General features: G+C 65.8%; 18 protein-coding genes. 8 read left to right on the top strand and 10 right to left on the bottom strand.

The genetic code is table 11. From position 1 onward, the window contains the following. Positions 1 to 42 precede the first annotated feature (42 nt). Positions 43 to 1,716 (bottom strand): DUF4153 domain-containing protein, encoded by a 1,674-nt coding sequence (locus tag V9K84_RS23300; protein ID WP_088514641.1) that lies wholly within the window; start codon positions 1,714 to 1,716, stop codon positions 43 to 45. A gap of 235 nt (positions 1,717 to 1,951) precedes the next feature. On the opposite strand from V9K84_RS23300, the gene V9K84_RS23295 reads away from it, so the two are divergent. The 3 genes from V9K84_RS23295 to V9K84_RS23285 all read left to right on the top strand — a co-directional run bounded on the left by V9K84_RS23295 (position 1,952) and on the right by V9K84_RS23285 (position 7,141). Then, on the top strand, positions 1,952 to 3,316 hold the full coding sequence (locus V9K84_RS23295; protein ID WP_043860002.1) for an APC family permease: 1,365 nt from the start codon (positions 1,952 to 1,954) through the stop codon (positions 3,314 to 3,316). A 259-nt stretch (positions 3,317 to 3,575) separates the two neighbouring features. Then, on the top strand, positions 3,576 to 5,417 hold the full coding sequence (gene ilvD / locus V9K84_RS23290; RefSeq protein ID WP_043860003.1) for a dihydroxy-acid dehydratase: 1,842 nt from the start codon (positions 3,576 to 3,578) through the stop codon (positions 5,415 to 5,417). Positions 5,418 to 5,749: 332 nt separating this feature from the next. Beyond that, the gene (locus V9K84_RS23285) at positions 5,750 to 7,141 is read left to right on the top strand and encodes an L-cystine transporter (RefSeq protein ID WP_058541775.1); all 1,392 of its coding nucleotides are present in this window, start codon (positions 5,750 to 5,752) and stop codon (positions 7,139 to 7,141) included. 68 nt (positions 7,142 to 7,209) lie between these two features. On the opposite strand, the gene V9K84_RS23280 is transcribed toward V9K84_RS23285, so the two are convergent. After that, positions 7,210 to 7,728, bottom strand: a complete 519-nt coding sequence (locus V9K84_RS23280) for a dihydrofolate reductase (RefSeq protein ID WP_043860005.1) — start codon at positions 7,726 to 7,728, stop codon at positions 7,210 to 7,212. A 76-nt stretch (positions 7,729 to 7,804) separates the two neighbouring features. Here V9K84_RS23280 and V9K84_RS23275 point away from each other — a divergent pair, with 76 nt between their 5' ends. Together V9K84_RS23275 and V9K84_RS23270 are read left to right on the top strand one after the other, a co-directional pair. After that, positions 7,805 to 9,184, top strand: coding sequence for a DUF2868 domain-containing protein (locus V9K84_RS23275; protein WP_088514640.1), 1,380 nt, complete (start codon positions 7,805 to 7,807; stop codon positions 9,182 to 9,184). Then, positions 9,177 to 10,541, top strand: coding sequence for a DUF3482 domain-containing protein (locus V9K84_RS23270; RefSeq protein ID WP_058541772.1), 1,365 nt, complete (start codon positions 9,177 to 9,179; stop codon positions 10,539 to 10,541). Before V9K84_RS23275 ends, V9K84_RS23270 begins: the two co-directional genes overlap by 8 nt. Before the next feature lie 78 nt (positions 10,542 to 10,619). Here the strand turns inward: V9K84_RS23270 and V9K84_RS23265 are convergent, their stop codons facing one another. From V9K84_RS23265 to V9K84_RS23240, 6 genes are all read right to left on the bottom strand, one after another. Further along, positions 10,620 to 11,735 carry a TIGR03364 family FAD-dependent oxidoreductase gene (locus V9K84_RS23265; RefSeq protein ID WP_088514639.1) on the bottom strand — a complete coding sequence of 372 codons (1,116 nt, stop codon included), beginning with the start codon at positions 11,733 to 11,735 and terminating at the stop codon, positions 10,620 to 10,622. Positions 11,736 to 11,842: 107 nt separating this feature from the next. Continuing rightward, positions 11,843 to 12,868 (bottom strand): putative 2-aminoethylphosphonate ABC transporter substrate-binding protein, encoded by a 1,026-nt coding sequence (locus V9K84_RS23260; RefSeq protein ID WP_054915526.1) that lies wholly within the window; start codon positions 12,866 to 12,868, stop codon positions 11,843 to 11,845. Between the two features lie 39 nt (positions 12,869 to 12,907). After that, on the bottom strand, positions 12,908 to 14,626 hold the full coding sequence (locus V9K84_RS23255) for a putative 2-aminoethylphosphonate ABC transporter permease subunit (protein WP_088514638.1): 1,719 nt from the start codon (positions 14,624 to 14,626) through the stop codon (positions 12,908 to 12,910). A gap of 1 nt (position 14,627) precedes the next feature. After that, the gene (locus V9K84_RS23250; protein ID WP_058541770.1) at positions 14,628 to 15,692 is read right to left on the bottom strand and encodes a putative 2-aminoethylphosphonate ABC transporter ATP-binding protein; all 1,065 of its coding nucleotides are present in this window, start codon (positions 15,690 to 15,692) and stop codon (positions 14,628 to 14,630) included. Positions 15,693 to 15,872: 180 nt separating this feature from the next. Continuing rightward, complete coding sequence (locus tag V9K84_RS23245; protein WP_043863456.1) at positions 15,873 to 16,742, bottom strand: LysR family transcriptional regulator; 870 nt, start codon at positions 16,740 to 16,742, stop codon at positions 15,873 to 15,875. 8 nt (positions 16,743 to 16,750) lie between these two features. After that, positions 16,751 to 19,042 (bottom strand): heavy metal translocating P-type ATPase, encoded by a 2,292-nt coding sequence (locus V9K84_RS23240; RefSeq protein WP_088514661.1) that lies wholly within the window; start codon positions 19,040 to 19,042, stop codon positions 16,751 to 16,753. Between the two features lie 84 nt (positions 19,043 to 19,126). Between V9K84_RS23240 and cadR the strand changes: the two genes are divergently transcribed. The 3 genes from cadR (at position 19,127) to V9K84_RS23225 (ending at position 20,537) form a co-directional block, all read left to right on the top strand. Then, positions 19,127 to 19,570 (top strand): Cd(II)/Pb(II)-responsive transcriptional regulator, encoded by a 444-nt coding sequence (gene cadR / locus V9K84_RS23235; protein WP_043863455.1) that lies wholly within the window; start codon positions 19,127 to 19,129, stop codon positions 19,568 to 19,570. 420 nt (positions 19,571 to 19,990) lie between these two features. Continuing rightward, the gene (locus V9K84_RS23230) at positions 19,991 to 20,269 is read left to right on the top strand and encodes a hypothetical protein (RefSeq protein WP_088514637.1); all 279 of its coding nucleotides are present in this window, start codon (positions 19,991 to 19,993) and stop codon (positions 20,267 to 20,269) included. Next, entirely contained in the window at positions 20,262 to 20,537 is a 276-nt protein-coding gene (locus tag V9K84_RS23225) for a DUF3077 domain-containing protein (protein WP_088514636.1), read from the top strand. The genes V9K84_RS23230 and V9K84_RS23225 overlap by 8 nt, the downstream gene beginning before the upstream one ends. 131 nt (positions 20,538 to 20,668) lie before the next feature. Here V9K84_RS23225 and V9K84_RS23220 read toward each other — a convergent pair whose 3' ends face one another. Both V9K84_RS23220 and lgt read right to left on the bottom strand, forming a co-directional pair. After that, positions 20,669 to 21,640 (bottom strand): thymidylate synthase, encoded by a 972-nt coding sequence (locus V9K84_RS23220; protein WP_088514635.1) that lies wholly within the window; start codon positions 21,638 to 21,640, stop codon positions 20,669 to 20,671. A gap of 48 nt (positions 21,641 to 21,688) precedes the next feature. Next, positions 21,689 to 22,501, bottom strand: a complete 813-nt coding sequence (gene lgt, locus V9K84_RS23215; RefSeq protein WP_088514634.1) for a prolipoprotein diacylglyceryl transferase — start codon at positions 22,499 to 22,501, stop codon at positions 21,689 to 21,691. Between the last annotated feature and the right edge of the window lie 10 nt (positions 22,502 to 22,511).

Genomic DNA, 22,511 nt, shown 5'->3' with positions numbered 1-22,511 from the left:
CGGCCTTTCGCCGGCAAGGCCGGCTCCTGCAGGCAGGTGCACTCAATCGCGCTGCGGGTAAGGCATCATTCCCAGTTCTCGCCCGTCGATCACCAGGGTCTTGTAGCGCGGTTTCGCCAGCTTGAGCGTGCCCGCCCGAATCTGCTCGATCAGTGCGCGCCCCGTGCCGATCCCGTCCACCCGCGCATAATCACGCCAGAAGCCCTCGTGACGCGCATACACGAACGCCGACGTCGAGTACTCGTGCTTGGGCACCACCAGCACTTCGTTGACCCCATCGTCATCCAGGTCCACCTGCCAGGCAGCACACCCCGAGCTGCCGCATTGGCTCTCGATCAGGGTCAGGTTGAGCATCTGCGCACTGTCCTCCGGCGCAGGCCCGATCCATTCCAGCTTGGGTCCGTACTCACGCGGCGACATGCTCACCGGTTCGGCCTCCAGCAGTCGATCGGCCAGCAGCTCGCGGCTTGGCGCATCCAGGATCTGCCCCTCCTTGACCAGGCGCGACAACCGCTCGAACTGCTCGATCCCCGGCTTGCCGAGCCGGTAGCGCAATGCGCGCGCATCGAACGCATCCGCCGAGGTGCGCCCGCTCAACAGCCGCTCCATCTGGTTGGCGGCACTGTAGGTCAACGGGTTGAGCACCGGCGTGAACACCAGCATCAGCACCACGAAACTCAGCAGCGCGATCAACGGGTTGCTGCGCCGCAAGCTGCCCAGCCACACCGCCTGGCGCGGGCGAATGGCCCACAGCGCGGCCAGGCTGTGCACCAGCGCGATGCCGATCAGCAGCATCGCCAGAAAGCGCTGCGGGGTCAGGCCGTACTGGTCGATGCGCAGCCAGCTCGAATAGCACGCCAGCGCCGTCAGCAGCGGCAGGCACACAAGGCTGGCGTTCACCAGCAGCTTCAGGGGCCTGGCATAACCGGCATCGTGCTCGCCGTCCTGGAACACGCCGTTGAGCAGAAACAGCGTACTGCCCACCAGGCACAGCAGGATGCTGGTGGAGTAACCGGTGTTGAAGATCGGCGCGACCCCGGTCACCGCCAGCGCCAGAGTGAACACCACCGCAATCAGCGAACACAGCGGCAGCAGGTAGCGGCACACGGTGAGCAGCACATTGCGCAGCAGGCCGATGGCCTTGTCGTTCTGGCGCCCCATGCGGATGCCCAGCGAGAAGAAGATCGGCAGGCACACGCAGATGAATTCGAGCGAGGCGAAGATATCGCTGAGCACCGGCGCGCCCAGAATCGTGAACAGCCGCCCGCACAGCCACAGCAGCATCCAGAACGCCAGGGCCACCAGCAGCGCCAGCAGCACGATGAAGGCATTGTTCCAGGCGTGCTGGTACAGGTCCTGATAGCGCAGGCGATTGCCGTCGCGGGTCGGCCAACTGAGGATGAACGCCGCGCCGATATAGGCCAGCACCAGCGAGGCCGGTATCCAGCGCATCCATAGCCAGCCGTCGGCCGATTGCGCATACAGCCAGGCGGACACGCTGGCCATCAGCAACGCCAGGCCGGCCACCAGCAGCCAGGTGCCGCGCTGACGCACCGCGCCGCCCAGCAGTTGCAGATTGATGCCGCCCACCAGGGCCAGCGTGGCGCAGAACACCGCGAGCACAGGGTTGCGGTAATGGATGAAGGTGAGCAGCAGCGCCCCCTGTACCAGGGCGATGGCGAGGTAATACAGCACGGAGCGGTTGAGCACGGGCATTCCAAGTCCTTTTGCGAGGGGTGATGCACAAGGCGCGCAGTCTAGGGCCAGGCGACCCCGCACGGCTAGAGCATGTCGACTTCATTGCAGCGCCGCACAGACCTCATGCAGCCATGCACATATATCGATAAAAATCCAGGCCAATAATCCATAAGGGCAAATTTTTCATTGATCCAGGCGACATAAGCAGATAAAAATCGACTCAATCAAAATAAAAACAATGCAGGTTCGACCCATGTCCTCTATCGACCGCTCTCATCCTGGCACTTCAGATACCGCTCGACTGCGCCGCGTGCTGGGGCTGCCCGCCCTGGTGTTCTTCGGCCTGGTGTACATGGTGCCGCTGACCATCTTCACCACCTACGGCATCGTCACCGAACTCACCGGTGGCCGCACCGCAGGCGCCTACCTGGTGACCCTGCTGGCCATGCTGTTCACCGCGACGTCCTACAGCTTCATGGTCAAACGCTTCCCGGTGGCGGGCTCGGCCTACTCCTATACCCACCTGGCGTTCGGCCCCAACATCGGATTTCTGGCCGGCTGGTCGCTGCTGCTCGACTACCTGTTCATCCCGATGATCAACTACCTGCTGATCGGGCTGTTCCTCAACATCGCCTTCCCGGCACTGCCGGTGTGGGGCATCATCGTCGCCGCCATCGCCCTGGTGACCGTGCTCAACGTGATCGGCATCCATTCGGTGGCCAAGGCCAGCAACCTGATCGTGGGCGCGCAGATCATCTTCATCGGCGTGTTCGCCGCGCTGTCGATCAAGAGCCTGCACGGCGCGCCTATCGACCTGCTGTCGCCCCTGCTCGGTGACGGCACCCGGCCCGGGTTCAGCCACCTGATGACCGGGGCAGCGGTACTGTGCCTGTCCTTCCTGGGCTTCGACGCGGTATCGACCCTTGCCGAGGAAACCCGCGACCCGCAACGCGATGTGCCGCGCGCCATCCTGCTCACCACCCTGGGCGCCGGGCTGCTGTTCACCGTGCTGGCCTACATCAGCCAGCTGGTACTGCCGGGCAGCCACTTCGCCAACGTCGATGCGGCAGCCAATGAAGTGATGTTCAAGGCCGGCGGGCAGTTCCTCGCCAACTTCTTCACCGCGGCCTTCGTGGCCGGCAGCCTGGGTTCGGCACTGGCCTCGCAGGCTGCGGTGTCGCGCATCCTGTACACCATGGGCCGCGACCAGGTGCTGCCACGGCGCTGGTTCGGGCGCCTTTCGCCACGCTTCGGCACCCCGGTGTTCGCCACCCTGGTGGTATCGGTGTTCTCCCTGCTGGCACTGGTGATCGACCTGACCACCCTGGCCTCGCTGATCAGCTTTGGCGCGCTGGTGGCGTTCTCGGCGGTGAACCTGGCGGTGGTGCGCACGCACCTGGTCGATCAAGCCTGCCACCGCAACCTCTCGGGGCTGCTGCGTTACGGCGTGGTGCCGCTGGTGGGCATGAGCCTCACACTGTGGCTGTGGACCAGCCTGTCGGCACTGACCCTGACCATCGGCATGACCTGGTTCACCCTCGGCCTGGTGTATCTGGGCGTGCTGACCGGCGGCTTTCGCAAGCGCGTGAAGCTGGTGCACTTCTCCGAGGCCGGCTGAACGCCATGGCGGTTGGGCGGCCCGCGCGCAGCGAAAACGCCCAACCGCCCAATGCGCCATTCCTTCCCGCCGCCAGCGGTGTAGAATCGGCCTATTCATCGCCAGTCATCCCCGGCGGGTTTATGAGCTCTGGTCGAGCCCTCGGCGATCCCGTGGTGTTTTCGGCCTCATCCGTACCAGCGGCCACCTGCCTTCGGTGCAAAGGACAAGAGAAGCTCACTCCCCTTTTTGTTACCTGATTAGCCGCCAGGAGTGCTTCATGCCTGATTACCGCTCGAAAACGTCCACCCACGGTCGCAACATGGCCGGCGCACGCGCCCTGTGGCGCGCTACCGGCATGAAAGATGCCGACTTCAAGAAGCCGATCATCGCCATCGCCAACTCCTTCACCCAGTTCGTCCCGGGCCACGTGCACCTGAAGGACCTGGGCCAGCTGGTGGCCCGCGAGATCGAGCGCGCCGGTGGCGTGGCCAAGGAATTCAACACCATCGCCGTGGATGACGGCATCGCCATGGGCCACGACGGCATGCTGTACTCGCTGCCCAGTCGCGAGATCATCGCCGACTCGGTCGAGTACATGGTCAACGCCCACTGCGCCGACGCCATCGTGTGCATCTCCAACTGCGACAAGATCACCCCCGGCATGCTGATGGCCGCCCTGCGCCTGAACATCCCGGTGATCTTCGTGTCCGGCGGCCCGATGGAAGCCGGCAAGACCAAGCTGGCCAGCCACGGCCTGGACCTGGTCGACGCCATGGTGATCGCCGCCGACAGCTCGGCCAGTGACGAAAAGGTCGCCGAATACGAGCGCAGCGCCTGCCCTACCTGCGGTTCGTGCTCCGGCATGTTCACCGCCAACTCCATGAACTGCCTGACCGAAGCCCTGGGCCTGGCCCTGCCGGGCAACGGTTCGACCCTGGCCACCCACAGCGACCGCGAAGAGCTGTTCCTCAAGGCCGGCCGCACCATCGTCGAACTGTGCCAGCGCTACTACGGCGAGAACGACGAGTCGGTACTGCCGCGCAACATCGCCAACTTCAAGGCGTTCGAGAACGCCATGATGCTCGACATCGCCATGGGCGGCTCGACCAACACCATCCTGCACCTGCTGGCCGCCGCCCAGGAAGCCGAGATCGACTTCGACCTGCGCGACATCGACCGGTTGTCGCGCAGCGTGCCGCAGCTGTGCAAGGTGGCGCCGAACATCCAGAAGTACCACATGGAAGACGTGCACCGCGCCGGCGGCATCTTCAGCATCCTCGGTTCGCTGGCCCGTGGCGGCCTGCTGCACACCGACCTGCCGACCGTGCACAGCCGCAGCATGGAAGAAGCCATCGCCAAGTGGGACATCACCCAGACCGACGACGAAGCGGTGCACCACTTCTTCAAGGCCGGCCCGGCCGGCATCCCGACCCAGACCGCGTTCAGCCAGTCGACCCGTTGGGAAACCCTGGATGACGACCGCGAGAACGGCTGCATCCGCAGCTTTGAGCACGCCTACTCCAAGGAAGGCGGCCTGGCCGTGCTGTACGGCAACATCGCGCTGGATGGCTGCGTGGTGAAGACCGCAGGCGTCGACGAGTCGATCCATGTGTTCGAAGGCAACGCCAAGATCTTCGAAAGCCAGGACAGCGCGGTACGCGGCATTCTGGCCGACGAAGTGCAGGCCGGCGACATCGTGATCATCCGCTACGAGGGGCCAAAAGGCGGCCCGGGCATGCAGGAGATGCTGTACCCGACCTCTTACCTGAAGTCCAAGGGCCTGGGCAAAGCCTGTGCGCTGCTGACCGACGGGCGCTTCTCGGGCGGCACCTCGGGCCTGTCCATCGGCCATGCTTCGCCGGAAGCGGCAGCAGGCGGCGCGATTGGCCTGGTGCGCGACGGCGACAAGGTGCTGATCGACATTCCCAACCGTTCGATCAACCTGCTGGTCAGCGATGAAGAGCTGGCGGCGCGGCGTGTCGAGCAGGACAAGAAGGGCTGGAAGCCGGTCGAGCAGCGTCCGCGCAAGGTGACCACCGCACTCAAGGCCTACGCCCTGCTCGCCACCAGTGCCGACAAGGGCGCGGTGCGCAACAAGGCCATGCTGGACGGTCTGTAAGGTCTGGCAAAATAAAGAACCGGCGCCCAGGCGCCGGTTTTTTTTGCCTGCGGTGCGGTGTTCGCCGGCAACGCCGGCTCCTACAGACGCCGTGGCCCCGTAGGAGCCGGCGTTGCCGGCGAAGAGGCCGGTACAGAGAGCGGCAACATCTGCCCCTTACACCCTAGCCCCGCATCTGTTTTCGTCCGTCTTTGCTTGCCGAGGAATATGGTTATTCCAAAACCATCTATCTAAATTCCATTTAGATCTAATTTCGTTGTTTTTCAGGCTGTTAGCATTTCTGTTCGCAATCGCGCACAGACGCGACGCCCCGCCCTTTGTCTGGAGCTTCAATGAACCTGCCGCTGTTTCTCAACCTGCTGGTGTTCGCAGCCTTGCTGCTGGGCCTGGCGCAAACCAGCAAGACCTCCTGGAGCCTGGCCAAGAAAGTGCTGGTCGGCCTGATCGTCGGCGTGCTGTTCGGCAGTGCCCTGCATGCCATCTACGGTGCCGGCAGCCCGGTCCTGAAAAGCACCATCAGTTGGCTCGACCTGGTCGGCAACGGCTATGTGGGCCTGCTGCAGATGATCGTCATGCCGCTGATCTTCGTCTCGATCCTCAGCGCCGTGGCACGCCTGCACAACGCCTCGTCGCTGGGCAAGATCAGTTTCCTGACCATCGGCACCCTGCTGTTCACCACGGCCATCGCCGCGTTGATCGGCATCGGCCTGACCAACCTGTTCGGCCTCAGCGCCGAAGGCCTGGTGGCCGGCGTGCAGGAAACCGCGCGCATGCAGACCATCCAGAGTGACTACGCGGGCAAGGTCGCCGACCTCAACATCCCGCAACTGCTGCTGTCGTTCATCCCCACCAACCCGGTGGGCGACCTGGCCCGGGCCAAGCCGACCTCGATCATCAGCGTGGTGATCTTCGCCGCGTTCCTCGGTGTGGCCGCCTTGCAACTGCTCAAGGACGACGCCGACAAGGGCAACCGTGCGCTGGTGGCCATCGACACCCTGCAGGCCTGGGTGATGCGCCTGGTACGCCTGGTGATGAAGCTCACCCCGTATGGCGTGCTGGCGCTGATGACCAAGGTGGTGGCCAGCTCGAACCTGGACGACATTCTCAAGCTGGGCAGTTTCGTGGTGGTGTCGTACATCGGCCTGGGCCTGATGTTCGTGGTGCACGGTGTGCTGCTGGGCCTGGGCGGGGTCAACCCGCTGCGGTTTTTCCGCAAGGTATGGCCGGTGCTGACCTTTGCCTTCACCAGCCGCTCCAGTGCGGCGAGCATTCCGCTGAGCATCGAGGCGCAAACCCGTCGCCTGGGCATCCCTCAGGCGATTGCCAGCTTTGCCGCCTCGTTCGGCGCGACCATCGGCCAGAACGGTTGCGCAGGCCTGTACCCGGCGATGCTGGCGGTGATGGTGGCCCCGGCGGTGGGCATCGACCCGCTCGACCCGCTGTGGATCGCCACGCTGGTGGCCATCGTGACCCTGAGTTCGGCCGGGGTGGCCGGGGTGGGTGGCGGTGCGACCTTCGCCGCGCTGATCGTGCTGCCGGCGATGGGCCTGCCGGTGGAGCTGGTGGCGCTGCTGATCTCGGTCGAGCCGCTGATCGACATGGGCCGCACGGCACTGAACGTGAGTGGTGCAATGGTGGCCGGTACCCTGACCAGCCAGGCCATGGGGCAGACCGACAAGGTGCTGCTGGAGGCCGATGAGCATGCGCAGTTGACGCATAGCTGAAGGCCCCTTCGCCAGCAAGGCCGGCTCCTACAGCAATCGTGTAGGAGCCGGCCTTGCCGGCGAATGCATCAACGCCGCTCCCACACCTCGAAGTGATAAGCCGGCTTGTCCCCTTCAGCCGCATTGGCCTGGGTCGATTTCATCGCCCACTGCTGCGCATCCACTTCAGGGAACCACGCATCCCCCACCGGGCTGAGCTCGACCCGCGTCAGGTACAGGCGATCCGCCAGCCCGCGTTCCAACGCCTGACCGTACAGCTGCGCACCGCCGATCAGCATCAGCTCGTTCACACCGTGCTCCAGCGCCCACTGCTCGGCCCGCACGATGGCCTCATCCAGCGAACCGAACACCTCGGCGCCCTCCAGCACCAGGCCCGGCTGACGGCTGACCACCAGGTTCAGACGCCCCGGTAACGGGCGCCCCAGCGAATCCCAGGTCTTGCGACCCATGATGATCGGCTTGCCCAACGTGGTGGCCTTGAAATACTTGAAATCCCCCGGCAAATGCCAGGGCATGCTGTTGTCGATGCCGATGACGCGGTTCTCGGCGAGGGCCGCGATCAGGCTGAGAGGCAGTGATGTTTTCATGCCCGCGAGGATAGCAAAGCCCGCTGGCCGATGCGTGGGTTATGCTTTGGGCAGTTTTGATCAATGGAAGCTGGGTGTGACTGGACTGACTGACCTGGACAAACGCTGGCTCACCGAAGCCGTGCGCCTGCGTGAAGAACATGCCGGCGCGCTGGAAGACCAGGAAGCCAACCGCCGTGCGCGCCAGCAAGGCGGCGACCTGGCTGCACGCATCGAACACCGCGCCCTGTGGCTGGCCGAACGCGACGGCCTGCGCGCCGCGCTGGGGCGCTGGAAAGCCGGGGCGCGCCTGGCGCTGCTGGCCCTGCTGCTGCTCGCCGTGCTCAGCGGCGCCGGCCTGGCCTTCGCCGGGCTGGGCGACGGCCAGCGCCCGGTCAACGTGTTCTGGGCGCTGGGCAGCCTGCTGGGGCTTAACCTGCTGATGCTGCTGAGCTGGGCTCTGGGCTTTGCCCTGGCCGGCGACCATGGCGCCAGCCTGGGGCGGCTGTGGCTATGGCTGAGCGAAAAGTTCGCCCGCGATGCCAAGGCCGCGCACCTGGCCCCGGCCCTGCTGGTGCTGCTGCAACGCCAGCGCCTCAACCGCTGGCTGCTCGGCCTGCTGGTGCACGGCCTGTGGCTGCTGGCGCTGGCCAGCGCCCTGGTGGTGATGTTGATGCTGCTGGCCACCCGGCGTTATGGCTTTGTGTGGGAAACCACCATCCTCGACCCCGACACCTTTGTCGGCCTGACCCAGGCCCTCGGCACCCTGCCCGCGCTGCTGGGTTTCAGCGTGCCGGACGCGGCCATGATCCGCGCCAGCGGCGCCAGCCAACCGGCGCTGGAGCTGGCACGCCAGTCGTGGGCCGGCTGGATGCTCGGCGTGCTGGTGGTGTACGGCCTGCTGCCGCGGCTGGTGCTCGCGGCCCTGTGCCTGTGGCGCTGGCACAGCGGGCGCCGGCGCCTGGGCCTGGACCTCAACCTGCCCGGCTACAGCGCCCTGCGCGACGTGCTGATGCCCAGCAGCGAACGCCTGGGGGTCAACGACCCTGCCCCGCAGGCCTTGCCCGAAATCACCCGCAGCGAAGGCGACGCACCGGCCGAGGGCGCCTTGCTGGTGGGCCTGGAGCTCGACGACCAGCGCCCCTGGCCGCCCGCCCTGCCAGCCTCGGTGACCAACGCCGGTATCCTCGACAGCCGCGAATCACGCAACAGGCTGCTCGAACAGCTGAGCCGCTTCCCGCCCGCGCGCCTGGCCATCGCCTGCGACCCGCGCCGCTCGCCCGACCGGGGCAGCCTGGCGCTGCTGGCCGAGCTTGCGCGCAGCGCCGGGGCCACGCGCATCTGGCTGTTGCAGGCGCCACCCGGCCAGGCACTGGACGCCGACCGCCTGGGCGACTGGCACCAGGCGCTGGAGCAACTGGGCCTGGCGTACGCCGACAGTGCCCCCCTCAACTGGCTGGAGCATGGCCATGACTAAGCCGTTGAAACTGGCCGTGGTCGGCCACACCAACGTCGGCAAGACCTCGCTGCTGCGCACGCTCACCCGCGACGTGGGTTTCGGCGAAGTCTCGCACCGCCCCAGCACCACCCGTCATGTGGAAGGCGCACGGCTGTCGGTGGAGGGCGAGCCGCTGCTGGAGCTGTACGACACCCCGGGCCTGGAGGATGCCATCGCGCTGCTCGATTACCTGGAGCGTCTCGATCGGCCCGGTGAGCGGCTGGACGGCCCGGCGCGGGTCGAGCGTTTTCTGCAAGGCAACGAGGCGCGCCAGCGCTTCGAGCAGGAGGCCAAGGTGTTGCGCCAGCTGCTGGCCAGTGATGCCGGGCTGTACGTGATCGACGCCCGCGAGCCGGTGCTGGCCAAGTACCGCGATGAACTGGAAGTGCTGGCCGGTTGCGGCAAACCGCTGCTGCCGGTGCTCAACTTCGTGGCCAGCAACGAGCATCGCGAGCCGGACTGGCGCGAGGCCCTGGCACGCCTGGGGCTGCACGCACTGGTGCGCTTCGACAGCGTGGCCCCGCCGCAGGATGGCGAGCAGCGCCTGTACGAAAGCCTGGCCTTGCTGCTGGAGAATGCGCGCCCGGCCTTGCAGCGCCTTATCGATGACCAGCAGGCCCAGCGTGTGGCACGCCAGCACAGCGCCAAGCGCCTGATTGCCGAACTGCTGCTCGATTGCGCGGCGTGCCGGCGTAGCGTGATCGCCAGGCCGGAGGCCGAGGCAGCGGCGATCAGCGAGCTGCATCAGGTGATTCGCCAGCGTGAACAACGCTGCGTCGAGGCGCTGCTCAAGCTGTATGCGTTTCGCAAGGACGACGCCAACACCGGCGAGCTACCGCTGCTGGACGGGCGCTGGGGCGATGACCTGTTCAACCCCGAGACCCTGAAATTGCTGGGCGTGCGCCTGGGCAGCGGGGTTGCCGCGGGCGCCGCGGCCGGTGCCGGGGTCGACCTGCTGGTCGGCGGCATTACCCTGGGGGCGGCCGCACTGGCCGGGGCGATTGCCGGGGGTGCGCTGCAGACGGCACGCAGTTACGGTTCGCGGCTGATGGGCAAGCTGAAGGGCCAGCATGAACTGACGGTGGACGACGGGGTGCTGCGTTTGCTGGCGTTGCGTCAGCGTCAGTTGCTGGCGGCGCTGGAGGGGCGCGGGCATGCGGCGACAGCTCGCATCAAGCTGACGTTGCCCAGCGACAAGGGCTGGCGCGAGGGCAAGTTGCCGGAGGCGCTGAGCAAGGCGCGGGCGCACCCGCAGTGGTCGTCGATGAACCCAGGGGCCAAGCTCGGGCAGGCGGAGCGGCAGGAGCAGATCGACAGTCTTGTGCAGGAGCTTTAGGGCCTCTTCGCCGGCAAGGCCGGCTCCTACAGGTGCCGTGTGGTTCTGTAGGAGCCGGCCTTGCCGGCGAAAGCGGTCTCAGATCAGACGTGCAACATGCCCCTCCGCCAACGCCGGCCCAACGCTCATCCCCACCCCGCTGTGCATCAGCGCCGCACTCACCCCCGGCGCTACCGCCAGCAGCGAAAACGGCCCCGGCCCACCCGAGCCGTACACCCCCTGCCAGCGCTCCAGCACCTCGATGCGCCCACCCAGCGTCTGCTCGGCCAGCTCGATCATCCAGTTGTCCACCTGCTCGGCATTGAACGGCGACGCATCACTGCCGTAGGCATGCGAATCGCCGATGATCAGCTCGCCATGGGGCGTCGGGCTGATCAACAGGTGAATGCCGTTTTCCAGCAGGTGCGGGCTGCCGGCCTGTACCTCGGCGCGCAGGGCCTGCGCCTGCGGCAGGTCGGCATACGCCCCGTAATGCAGGCAGCTCAACCCGGTCAGCAGCGAATGCTTCAGGTCCAGGCCGAAGCATGGCCGGGCGCGCAGCATCTGCAGGCGACATACCTGCGGCTGTAACTGCGCCATCGGCTCGGCGAGCAGCGTCTGGTAGTCGTGCCCGCTGCACACCACGATGTGCTCGCCGCTGAAGCGACCGGCGGTGGTGGTCAGAAACCCCGGCTCCACCTCGCGCACCAGCGTGGAAAAGTGGAACTCGACGCCCAGTTGCTCGCGCAGGTAGTTGACCAGCGCAGGGATGGCCTCGCGCGAGTACACCTGCTGATCGTCCAGCCCACGCAGGGCGGCGCGATGATGGCGGAACTGGCCGTCGTACAGCGCATCGAGCGCGGCGCCCTGCAGCAGTTCGACCGGGTAGCCGTGCTCGAGTGCACGCCCGTTGCAGAAGGCTTCGAGCAGGTCTTGCTCCAGCGCGGTGCGGGCCAGCAACAGCGAGCCGTTGCGCTTGAGCGCAAAGCCGGCGTGCTCGGCCCAGTGGGCCCAGATGCCGCGGCTGGCCTTGGCCAGTTCGAGCATCTGGCCGGGTGGCTGGCCGCTGACCAGGGCCTGGCCGAAGTTGCGAATGGAGGCGCCCAGCGGGGTGGCGCTGCGTTCGAACACCTTGACCCGCAGGCCGCGCCGGGCTGCGGCGTAGGCGTGGGACAGGCCGAGGATGCCGGCGCCGACGATGAGAAAGTCTGACATGGGGGTTCCCTTGAGATGGTGGTGCGACTTTCGCCGGCAAGGCCGGCTCCTACAGACGGCGCAGACCTGTAGGAGCCGGCCTTGCCGGCGAAGGGAGCGAAGCGGATTTACTGCTGCGCCACCTTCTCCGACTTGCCGTCATAGCGCTTGCGCCACTCGGCCAGAATGCTGTCGCGGTTCTTCGATGCCCAGCCGAAGTCGTTCTTGATCAGACGCTGCTCGTAATCGGCCGGCAACTCGGTCTGCGGCTTGGCAATGCCCGGCTGCGCCAGCACCGCGAAGTTCTCCTTGTACAGCTCCATCGCCGCCGGGCTCGCCGAGAAGTCGGCCAGGCGCTTGGCCGCGGCTTCATGCTGACTGCCCTTGATCAGCGCAGTGGCCTCGATCTCCCAGCCCAGGCCTTCCTTGGGCAGCACGATATCCAGCGGCGCGCCCTGGCGCTTGAGCTGCACAGCCGGGTACTCGAACGAGATGCCGATCGGGAACTCTCCCGCCGCCGCCAGCTTGCACGGCTTGGAACCGGAGTGCACGTACTGGCCGATGTTCTGGTGCAGCTCGTCCATGTACTGCCAGCCCTGCTTCTCGCCGAAGGTCTGCAGCCATGCGCTCACATCCAGAAAACCGGTGCCGGACGAGGCCGGGTTGGGCATCACGATCTTGCCCTTGTACTCGGGCTTGGTCAGGTCCTGCCAGCTCACCGGCTTGCTCAGCCCCTGCTTCTCGGCCTCGATGGTGTTGAAGCAGATGGTCGCCGCCCACACGTCCATGCCCACCCACGCCGGCGGGTTGGCCGCATCGCGGTAGTTGGCGCCGATCTTGTCCAGGTCCTTGGGGGCATAGGTCTGCAGCATGCCCTGCTGGTCGAGGATCGCCAGGCTCGACGCCGCCAGGCCCCACACCGCGTCGGCCTGCGGGCGATCCTTCTCGGCCAGCAGCTTGGCGGTGATGATGCCGGTGGAGTCACGCACCCACTTGATCTCGATATCCGGGTTGGCCTTTTCGAAGGCCTGCTTGTAGGTCTTGAGCTGTTCGGCCTCCAGCGCGGTGTACACGGTGAGCTGGGTGTCGGCGGCCTGGGCCTGCACGGTCACGGCAGCGAGCACGGCAGCGGCAAGAGCAAGTGGCTTGAACATGGTGCGGTTCCTTTGAGCAGTACAGGGTTGGAAGAGCAATCAGTGGCCCGGCGCGCGCTGGCGCCAGGCCTGGGAGCGTTTGAGCAGGCCACGCGAGGCCCACGCCAGCAGCAGTGACACGCCGGCGCTGGTCAGCAGGATCAGGGTGGACATGGCGGCGGCGCCGCCGACGTTGCCGGCATCGTCCATGTTCAGTACCGCTACCGCGGCCAGGATGGTGTCGGGGCTGTAGAGGAAGATGGCCGCCGACACGGTGGTCATCGCCGAGACGAACAGGTAGCGGATGATGTCCAGCAGCGCTGGCAGGCAGATCGGCACGGTAACCCGCGCAAAGTGGCGGTACAGCGGGGCCTTGAGCGACAGCGCGGCGGCCTCGAACTCGCTGTCGAGCTGGCGCAGTGCAGTGGTGGCGGTCATCTGCGCGGTGGTCAGGTAGTGCGCGATGGTGCACACCACCAGCAGCGTCATGCTGCCGTAGAACACATGCAGCGGGTTGCCCGGCAGGTTGAAGAAGAACACGTAGCCCAACCCCAGCACCAACCCGGGTACGGCCATCGGCACGAAGCTGAGCAGGCGCAGCAGCAGGTTGAGACGGCCTCTGGTCTTCTCCATCAGGTAGGCGCCGCTGAAGATCACCGCGCTGCCGATCAGGGCGGTGCCCAGCGCCATGGTGATGCTGTTGCGGTAGGCCAGCCAGCCGCCGCCGGCGGTGTCGTCGAACTGGTAGTGCTTGAGCGACAGCGACAGGTTGTAGGGCCAGAACTTGACCAGCGAGGAGTACACCGCCATGCCCACCACCAGCAGCAGAATGACGCACACCAGCAGCACGATGGCCAGGAAGCACGCATCACGCCGGCGGCTGGGGGCCGGCTCGAACACCTGGGCGCGACCGCTCATGGCATCGCCCTGGCGCCGGCGCAGCCAGGCATCCACCGCAAAGCTGAGCAGCGCCGGCACCAGCAGCACCATGCCGATCAGTGCACCACGGCCGAACTGCTGCTGGCCCACCACCGCCTTGTAGGCTTCCAGCGCCAGCACCTGGTAGTCGCCACCCACTACTACCGGCACGCCGAAGTCGGTGATGGTGAGGGTGAACACCAGGCAGAACGCGGCGAACACGGCCTGGCGCGTGGCCGGCCAGGTGATGCTGGTGAACGCGCGGCGTGGCCCGGCGCCCATGCTGGAGGCCGCATCGAACAACCGTGCATCGGCCAGCGACAGTGCCGAGAGCAGGATCATCAGCGCATGCGGGAAGGTGTAGATGGCCTCGCCCAGCACGATGCCCCAGAAGCCATAGATATTGTCGCTGAGCAGCCCGCGCAGCAGGCCCTGGTTACCGAACAGGTACACCAGCGCGATGGCCGGCAGCATCGAAGGCGCCAGCAGCGGCAGCAGCGAGATCCCGCGCCATATGCGCTTGCCCGGAATCAGCGTGCGTTGCAGCGCATAGGCGAACAGGTAGGCGGTGGGCACCACGATGGCCGCCACGCTCAGCGCGACGGTGAGGCTGTTGCCCAGCAGCCAGTGGAAGTTGGCGCTGGCGAACAGTTCGCGGGCCGCGACCAGCCCGCCGCCCTGCCCGGCATCGCTGCTGAAGCCGCGCCAGAAGATCGCCAGCAACGGCAGCAGCACCGCGACGGTCAGCAGCACCAGCAACAGCCATTTGCCGCCGGTCACGAACAGGCGATCACCCAGCGCGACGCCGCCGGTGGTCTTGGCCTTCGCAGGTGCGATCGGCAGGCTCATCGGCGCGCCCATGTCAGGCAAACACCTGCAGGCTGCGCGGCGGCAAGGCCACCCAGATATCCTGCGAGCCCAGGCGCGGCATCGACTCGGGCGCCACCTCGGCGGTGAGTGCGTGGCCGGGCAGTTGGTTGAACTCGAAACTCATGCGGCAGCGATTGCCAAGGAAGGTGATTTCCCGCACGCGGGCCGGGAACAGGTTTTCTTCATGCACCGGCGGGTTGACGCTGATCGCCTCGGGGCGGCAGAACAACCGGCCACTGTTGGCCGCGCCCGCACCAGGGGCCAGGCGCAGGTTCATGTCACCCACCTGGGCATGGCTGTCGCTGCGCTGCTGGAATGGCAGCCAGTTGCCCTGGCCGACGAACTCGGCCACGAACGGCGTTGCCGGCTTGTCGTAGATGGCCTGCGGGGTGTCGTACTGTTCGACCTGGCCGTTGTTCATCACCGCGATGCGGTCGGCCATGAGCATGGCCTCGTCCTGGTTGTGGGTGACCATCAGGGTGGTGATGCCAAGTTGGCGTTGCAACTGACGCAGCTCGCTGCACAGGTGGTCGCGCACGCGGGCATCGAGGGCCGACATGGGTTCGTCGAGCAGCAGCAAGGAGGGTGCCGGAGCGAGTGCGCGGGCCAGGGCCACACGTTGTTGCTGGCCGCCGGAGAGCTGGCCGGGGTACTTCTTCTCGCTGCCGCGCAGGCCGACCAGGTCGAGCATGTCGGCCACGCGCTGACGGGATTCGTCGCGGCTGCTGGCGGTCAGGCCGTAGGCGATGTTGGCTTCGACGGTGAGGTTGGGGAACAGCGCGTAGGACTGGAACAGAATGCCGTAGTCGCGGGCCTGGGGCGGCAGCTCGGAAATGTCGCGGTCACCGATGTAGAGGGTGCCGCGGTCCTGGCGTTCGAGCCCGGCGATGCAGCGCAGCAGGGTGGTCTTGCCGCAGCCGGAGGGGCCGAGCAGGCACACCAGTTCGCCGGCGGCGATGTCCAGGGACACGTCGTGCAGCGCGGTGAAGGCGCCGAAGCGTTTGTGGATGCCGCGCACTTTCATCTGTGCGCCGGGGGTTGCGAGTGCGTTGTTCATGCCGGGACCTCACTGAACGAGTGAGGGCCATGCTAGGCGGGCAATGCGAAGGTTCTGTGGCGGTGGGGCAAAAGCGGGTGATAGTGGTATAGGCAGATTTTGTAGGGCTGCTGCGCAGCCCATCGCGGGTCAAGCCCGCTCCCACAACGATCTTGTGGGAGCGGGCTTGACCCGCGATGGCTATGGACCAGACGCCGATACTTCCTGGGCCAGGCCGAGAAAGGCAGCAGGCAACCGCGCCTGGCGGCGTTCCTTGAGGCAGTACAGGTACTCATGCATCACCGGCGCACCCTCCAGCGCCAGCACCTTAAGCTCCGGGTTATGCGGCACCTCGTGGCGGGCGATGATGCTGATGCCGATGTTGCGCAGCACCGCCTCGCGGATCGATTCGCGGCTGCCGATCTCCAGCAGCGAGCCCACCTTAACCCCCGCCTCGTCGAGCATCTGCTCGGTGAGCCGGCGCGTGGTCGAGCCCTGTTCGCGCATCAGCAGGCAATGCCCGCCCAGCGCACTCAGCGGCACCGCCTCACGCGAGGCCAGGGGGTGGTTGCGGTGCACTGCCACCACCAGCGGGTCGACGCCCAGCACCCGCCGCACCAGGCGCGCATCCTCCACCAGCTGTGACGAGGCGGCCATGTCCACGCGGTAATCCTCCAGCCACTCCAGCACCTGCTGCGAGTTGCCGATCTCCACCGACAGCTCCACCTGCGGCAGGCGCTCGCGGAAGATCTTCACCAGGTCGAGAATGTAGTACGGCGCCGTGGCCGCAATGCGCAGGCCACCCTGCCCCTGGCCGCTGTTGCGCAGGAAGAACTCGATATCCGACTCCTGCTGCATCAGCGCCTTGACCATCGGCATCAGCCGCGTGCCGTCGTCGCTCAGGGTCAGGCGGCGACCGCCGCGAAAGAACAGCTCGACCCCGTACTGGGCCTCCAGGTTGCGGATCTGCGTGGTCACCGTCGGCTGGCTGAGCCCGAGTTTCTTCGCCGCCAGGGTAATGCTGCCCAGGCGGGCCACCATGTAGAACGCCTTCAACTCGGAACTCAACATACCGCCTCTTACTTTCTGAGCAGGCGCAAGCCGTTGAATACCACCAGCAAGCTCACGCCCATGTCGGCGAACACCGCCATCCACAAGGTCGCCATGCCGGTGAAGGTGATCGCCAGGAAGATCGCCTTGATGCCCAGGGCCAGAACGATGTTCTGCACCAGGATCGCCGCGCTTTGCCGCGAGAGCCTGACGAACGCCGGGATTTTGCGCAAGTCGTCATCCATCAGTGCCACGTCTGCGGTTTCGATGGCGGTGTCGGTACCGGCCGCCGCCATGGCAAACCCGATCTCGGCCCGCGCCAGCGCCGGGGCATCGTTGATGCCGTCGCCGACCATGCCGACCCGATGGCCCTGGGCGTACAGGTCTTCGATGGCCTTGAGCTTGTCGGCCGGCAGCAGGTTGCCGCGAGCCTCATCGATGCCCACCTGCGCGGCGATGGCCTCGGCGGTGTGCGGATTGTCGCCGGTGAGCATGACGGTCTTGATACCCAGTGCATGCAACTGCGCAATCGCCTCGCGGCTGCTTTCCTTGACCGTATCGGCCACGGCGAACAGCGCCAGCGGGCCGGAGGCGTCGAGCAGCAGCACCACGGTCTTGCCCTGGCGCTCCAGCTCATCGAGCTGGGCTTCCAGTTCGGGCGAGCACAGGCCCAGTTCCTCGACCAGGCGATGGTTGCCCAGGTGGTACAGCACGCCGTCGATCCTGCCGCCCACGCCACGGCCCATCAGGGCCTGGAACTCGCTGACCTCGGCCAGCGGCTGATCGCCGTACTGCTGTGCGATGGCCATCGACACCGGGTGATCGGAACGAGCGCCCAGGCTCGCGGCGATGTGCTGGGCGCGGCCTTCGAAGCGCGCATCGAGCACGTGGTAGTCGGTTTGCACCGGTTTGCCGTGGGTGATGGTGCCGGTCTTGTCCAGCGCCAGGAAGCTGAGCTTGCGCCCGCCCTCCAGGTACACGCCGCCCTTGATCAGGATGCCCTTGCGCGCTGCGGCGGCCAGGCCGCTGACGATGGTCACCGGGGTCGAGATCACCAGCGCGCACGGGCACGCCACCACCAGCAGCACCAGCGCACGGTAGATCCAGTCGAACCACAGGCCGCCGAAGAACAGCGGTGCCACCACGGCCACCGCCAGTGCCAGCACGAACACCACCGGGGTGTAGATGCGCGAGAACTGGTCGACGAAGCGCTGGGTCGGGGCACGGGCGCCCTGGGCTTGCTCCACGGCCTTGATGATGCGGGCCAGGGTCGACTGGCCGGCGGCGGCGGTCACGCGGTACTCCAGCGCACCGGACTGGTTGATGGTGCCGGCGAACACCTTGTCGCCGGGGCCCTTCTCCACCGGCAGGCTTTCGCCGGTGATCGGCGCCTGGTCGATGCTGGACTGGCCTTGCAGCACTTCGCCGTCCAGGCCGATACGTTCGCCTGGGCGCACGCGCACGGTGGCGCCAAGGGCCACCTGGCGCACGTCGACCTCCTGCCATTGGCCGTCGGCCTGGCGCACGGTGGCCAGGTCCGGGGCCAGTTGCATCAGGCCGCCGATGGCGTTGCGTGCACGGTCCAGCGAGCGCGCCTCGATCAGTTCGGCCAGGGTGAACAGCACCATCACCATGGCCGCTTCCGGCCATTGGCCGATCAGCACGGCGCCGGTCACGGCGATGCTCATCAGTGCGTTGATGTTCAGGTTGCGGTTCTTCAGGGCAATCCAGCCCTTCTTGTAGGTGCCCAGGCCGCAGCCGAGGATGGCCGCCAGCGCCAGCAGGGCCACGGCCCATTCCGGGGCGGCATTGGTGAAGTGGACGATCTCGGCGGCGAGTGCGGCGACACCGGACAGCGCCAGCGGCCACCAGGCTTTCTTCGGCGCAGCCCCTGCGTCGCTGCCGGCCTCGCCCGCATCGTCGAGCGGTTCGGCGTGCATGCCCAGCGAGGTGATCGCCTGCTCGATGCCGCGGGTGTCGGGGTGGGTATGCGTGACGCCGAGGATACGGTTGATCAGGTTGAATTCCAGCTGCTCGACGCCGTCGAGCTTGCCCAGCTTGTTCTGGATCAGGGTCTGCTCGGTCGGGCAGTCCATGGCCTCGATCCGGAAGCGGCTCAGCCGCGCATCGCTGCTGGTGGTTTCACGCAGCTGCACCAGGGCCGGTGCGGCGGCGCCGGAGCAGCAGCTGCCGTGGGCAGGCGCGGCAGGCGCGGGGCTGGCGTGGTCGTGGTCCGCGTGGTCGTGGGCATGATCGTGGCTATGTTCATGCTTGTGATCATGCGCGTGGCCGACGTGGTCGGGGCTGACAGGCTGGTTCATGTGGTTCATCCCTAAAGGTCCTGTTGCCAAGTGAACACCCTGTAGCCACTATAGGGTCAAGCAACCAACCGAGGTATTTTGCAGATGAAGATCGGAGAGCTGGCCAGGGCCACCGACTGCCCGGTGGAAACCATTCGCTACTACGAGCGTGAAAGCCTCTTGCCAGAGCCTGCGCGCAGCGAGGGCAACTACCGGCTGTATACCCAGGCGCACGTGGAGCGGCTGACCTTCATCCGCAACTGCCGCACGTTGGACATGACCCTGGAAGAGATCCGCAGCCTGCTGCGCCTGCGCGACAGCCCGGAGGACCAGTGTGAAAGCGTGAATGCGCTGATCGACGAGCATATCCAGCACGTGAAGGCGCGCATCGACGGGTTGGTGGCATTGCAGGGGCAGTTGCTGGAGTTGCGCCAGCATTGCCGGGCGCAGGAAACGCAGTGCTCGATCCTGCAGCATCTGGAGGTGAACGGTGCGGTGACAGCCCCGGAGGCGGAGCATTCGCATGTGGGGCGCAGCCATGGGCATTGACTGAGGGCCCTTTCGCCAGCAAGGCTGGCTCCTACAGGGGATCGCGGTGATCCTTGTAGGAGCCAGCCTTGCTGGCGAAGCGGTATGGCGCGCTTACACGGCCATCCTTCATCTGCGATCACATGGGTCAAAAAATTTCCAGTCTAAATGCTTTCAGAACTATCCTACGCAAGCTGCCACCCTTTCTCCGTTGCTGAGAAGGCACATCAAGGCTAGTTTTCCCTAGTCGTCGATTTGGCGACCGGGTGTGAGAGCCCGTCCTTGACCTGATGGCAGCTTTGTCATGGCAGCTGTGCGCGGGCAGACTTTGGTCTGGCCGGGTTCCTAGGTCTCCGGTCTCTCACCCCGCGTACGGCTGCCACCCTACATCCTGTGAGAGGGATTGGGCGGTAGCTCCTGAGTGAACCTAGGAGTTACGCCATGAAAAAGATCGTCCCCGACCCGCCTGTTCTACCCCCATTCACCAGCCCCTACTTCTCCATCCACAGCGACCTCGTTACCGCTGACTCCCTTGCCTTCGCTAGCGAATTGATGCGCGGCATCCATGAAACCACCAATGAATTCTGTAAAACCCACGCCAATGATCCAAGCCACAGTATGCTGCTGAGTGTGCTGCATTCGGCCGAGATGGCTAAAGCGTTGGTAGAGCATGCACTAGCCAACCTGCTAACTCTGGAACGAGGATTTCTGCATGAGTAACGGCCCGCAAGCTGGCACAGGCGAGACGATAGGTGCCGCGACGTTCATTCGAAGCCAAAACCCACCTACAGAACTCTTCCGAATCGTCCCCGGCATCCCCTGCGATTCCGCACTGGAGCAGGCTTCGATCATGCTCGGCTGCGTGCACAAGCTCATTCTGAAGGGTGTGATGGATGACGATGGCGCAGCGGTGTGGGCAGCTTATTACCTCAGCGGGTTCGCCAAGGCGCTGATCGATGATGCGGAGTTGGGGATGAAGCAGGCGTAACGGCGCATTGTGCGCCAAGGCTACAAACTGGACGTTAATTGACAGCCCTTTCGCCAGCAAGGCTGGCTCCTACAGGGGATCGCGGTGATCCTTGTAGGAGCCAGCCTTGCTGGCGAAGCGGTATGGCGCGCTTAGACCGCCATCGGCGCCGTCATCGGCGCATGGTGCTCGTAGCCTTCCAGGCTGAAGTCGCTCGGCTCGATCTTCTCCAGCCACTCAGGCTCGTACACACCCGTTTTGGCATACTCCGGCACGCGGTCGGAGATCACCAGCCTGGGCGCCGCCAGCGGCTCGCGCTTGAGCTGTTCGGTGAGCATATCCAGGTGGTTTTCGTACACGTGCGCATCACCAATGAAGTAGGTGAACCAACGCGGCGTGTAGCCGGTCAGGCGGCCCACCAGCGACAGCAGCGCGGCGCCTTCGGTGAGGTTGAACGGCGTGCCCAGGCCCAGGTCGTTGGAGCGGATGTAGAGGGTCAGGGAAATCTCCTTGGTCTCCACGTTCGGGTGAAACTGATACAGCAGATGGCACGGCGGCAACGCCATCTCGTCCAGCTGCGCACAGTTCCAGCCATGGAACAGGATGCGGCGGCTGCCCGGGTCGTTGTGGATGGTGTCGATGCACTGGCGAATCTGGTCGATGGCCTTGTACAGCACCACGAACGCCTCGCCCTCTTCTTCTGCCTCGGCAATCTTCACGAAGCCATTGCTCTGCGCCAGCTCGATGGCCGCCGGGTTGCTCAGCGGGATGCGCTTGTAGGCCGGCCACTGGCGCCATTGCACGCCGTAGATCTCGCCCAGGTCGTCATGCCCCTGGCGGAACGGGTTGGCCAGCCACTGGGCGTTCTCGTTGGCGTTCTGGTCCCAGACCTTGCAGCCCAGTTCACGGAATTCGCCGGCGTTCTTCACGCCACGCAGAAAGCCCACCATTTCGCCGATCGCCGACTTGAACGCCAGGCGGCGGGTGGTGATGGCCGGGAAACCCTTCTGCAGGTCGAAACGCAGCATGGCGCCCGGCAGGCTGATGGTGCGCACGCCGGTACGGTTGCCCTGCAGGGTGCCGTTCTCGATCACATCACGCACCAGCTCTAGATATTGCTTCATGTCTTACCTGTCTCGATACCGGCAGGGGCCAGGCCCCTGCCGGGAAAATTAAAGCGCGGCGCCCTTGGCACTCGGCGCGCGGCGGTAGGCCAGCCAGATCAGCGCGATACCGGCGACGATCATCGGCACGCACAGCACCTGACCCATGGTCAGCCAGCCGAAGGCCAGGTAACCCAGCTGCGCATCCGGCACCCGCACGAACTCGACGATGAAGCGGAAGATGCCGTAGAACAGCGCGAACATCCCGGAAACCGCCATGGTCGGGCGCGGTTTGCGCGAGTACAGCCACAGAATCAGGAATAGTGCCACACCTTCCAGGGCGAACTGGTACAGCTGCGACGGGTGACGCGGCAATTGCGCCGGGTCGCTGAACGGCGGGAACACCATGGCCCACGGCACGTCGGTGGCCTTGCCCCACAGCTCGGCGTTGATGAAGTTGCCGATGCGCCCGGCACCCAGGCCGATCGGCACCAGCGGCGCAACGAAGTCCATCAGCTCGAAGAACGACTTGTTGTTGCGCTTGCCGAACCACAGCGCCGCCAGCATCACGCCGATGAAGCCGCCATGGAACGACATGCCGCCCTTCCACACCTCGAAGATCAGCGTCGGGTTGGCCAGGTACGCGCTCAGGTCATAGAACAGCACGTAGCCCAGGCGCCCGCCGACGATCACGCCCATGGACAGCCAGAACACCAGGTCGGAGAGTTTCTCGCGGCTCCAGGTGGGGTCGAAGCGGTGCAGCCGGCGCGACGCCAGCAGCCACGCGCCGCCGATGCCGATCAGGTACATCAGGCCGTACCAGTGGATTTTCAGCGGCCCGATGGCCAGTGCCACGGGATCGATCTGCGGGTAAGGCAGCATGGTGACTCCT

The sequence above is a fragment of the Pseudomonas sp. AE27 genome (genome assembly GCF_037113495.1).
Classification (GTDB): domain Bacteria; phylum Pseudomonadota; class Gammaproteobacteria; order Pseudomonadales; family Pseudomonadaceae; genus Aquipseudomonas; species Aquipseudomonas palmensis.
Note: the sequence above shows the minus strand (reverse complement) of the source record. Positions and strands in the feature narration are given on the sequence as shown.

Excerpts from the sequence above, each read along its gene's own strand:
- V9K84_RS23300 (WP_088514641.1), bottom strand. The coding sequence starts at position 1,716 with ATGCCCGTGCTCAACCGCTCCGTGCTGTATTACCTCGCCATCGCCCTG.
- V9K84_RS23295 (WP_043860002.1), top strand. The coding sequence starts at position 1,952 with ATGTCCTCTATCGACCGCTCTCATCCTGGCACTTCAGATACCGCTCGA.
- ilvD (WP_043860003.1), top strand. The coding sequence starts at position 3,576 with ATGCCTGATTACCGCTCGAAAACGTCCACCCACGGTCGCAACATGGCC.
- V9K84_RS23285 (WP_058541775.1), top strand. The coding sequence starts at position 5,750 with ATGAACCTGCCGCTGTTTCTCAACCTGCTGGTGTTCGCAGCCTTGCTG.
- V9K84_RS23280 (WP_043860005.1), bottom strand. The coding sequence starts at position 7,728 with ATGAAAACATCACTGCCTCTCAGCCTGATCGCGGCCCTCGCCGAGAAC.
- V9K84_RS23270 (WP_058541772.1), top strand. The coding sequence starts at position 9,177 with ATGACTAAGCCGTTGAAACTGGCCGTGGTCGGCCACACCAACGTCGGC.
- V9K84_RS23265 (WP_088514639.1), bottom strand. The coding sequence starts at position 11,735 with ATGTCAGACTTTCTCATCGTCGGCGCCGGCATCCTCGGCCTGTCCCAC.
- V9K84_RS23260 (WP_054915526.1), bottom strand. The coding sequence starts at position 12,868 with ATGTTCAAGCCACTTGCTCTTGCCGCTGCCGTGCTCGCTGCCGTGACC.
- V9K84_RS23255 (WP_088514638.1), bottom strand. The coding sequence starts at position 14,626 with ATGGGCGCGCCGATGAGCCTGCCGATCGCACCTGCGAAGGCCAAGACC.
- V9K84_RS23250 (WP_058541770.1), bottom strand. The coding sequence starts at position 15,692 with ATGAACAACGCACTCGCAACCCCCGGCGCACAGATGAAAGTGCGCGGC.
- V9K84_RS23245 (WP_043863456.1), bottom strand. The coding sequence starts at position 16,742 with ATGTTGAGTTCCGAGTTGAAGGCGTTCTACATGGTGGCCCGCCTGGGC.
- V9K84_RS23240 (WP_088514661.1), bottom strand. The coding sequence starts at position 19,042 with ATGAACCAGCCTGTCAGCCCCGACCACGTCGGCCACGCGCATGATCAC.
- cadR (WP_043863455.1), top strand. The coding sequence starts at position 19,127 with ATGAAGATCGGAGAGCTGGCCAGGGCCACCGACTGCCCGGTGGAAACC.
- V9K84_RS23230 (WP_088514637.1), top strand. The coding sequence starts at position 19,991 with ATGAAAAAGATCGTCCCCGACCCGCCTGTTCTACCCCCATTCACCAGC.
- V9K84_RS23225 (WP_088514636.1), top strand. The coding sequence starts at position 20,262 with ATGAGTAACGGCCCGCAAGCTGGCACAGGCGAGACGATAGGTGCCGCG.
- V9K84_RS23220 (WP_088514635.1), bottom strand. The coding sequence starts at position 21,640 with ATGAAGCAATATCTAGAGCTGGTGCGTGATGTGATCGAGAACGGCACC.
- lgt (WP_088514634.1), bottom strand. The coding sequence starts at position 22,501 with ATGCTGCCTTACCCGCAGATCGATCCCGTGGCACTGGCCATCGGGCCG.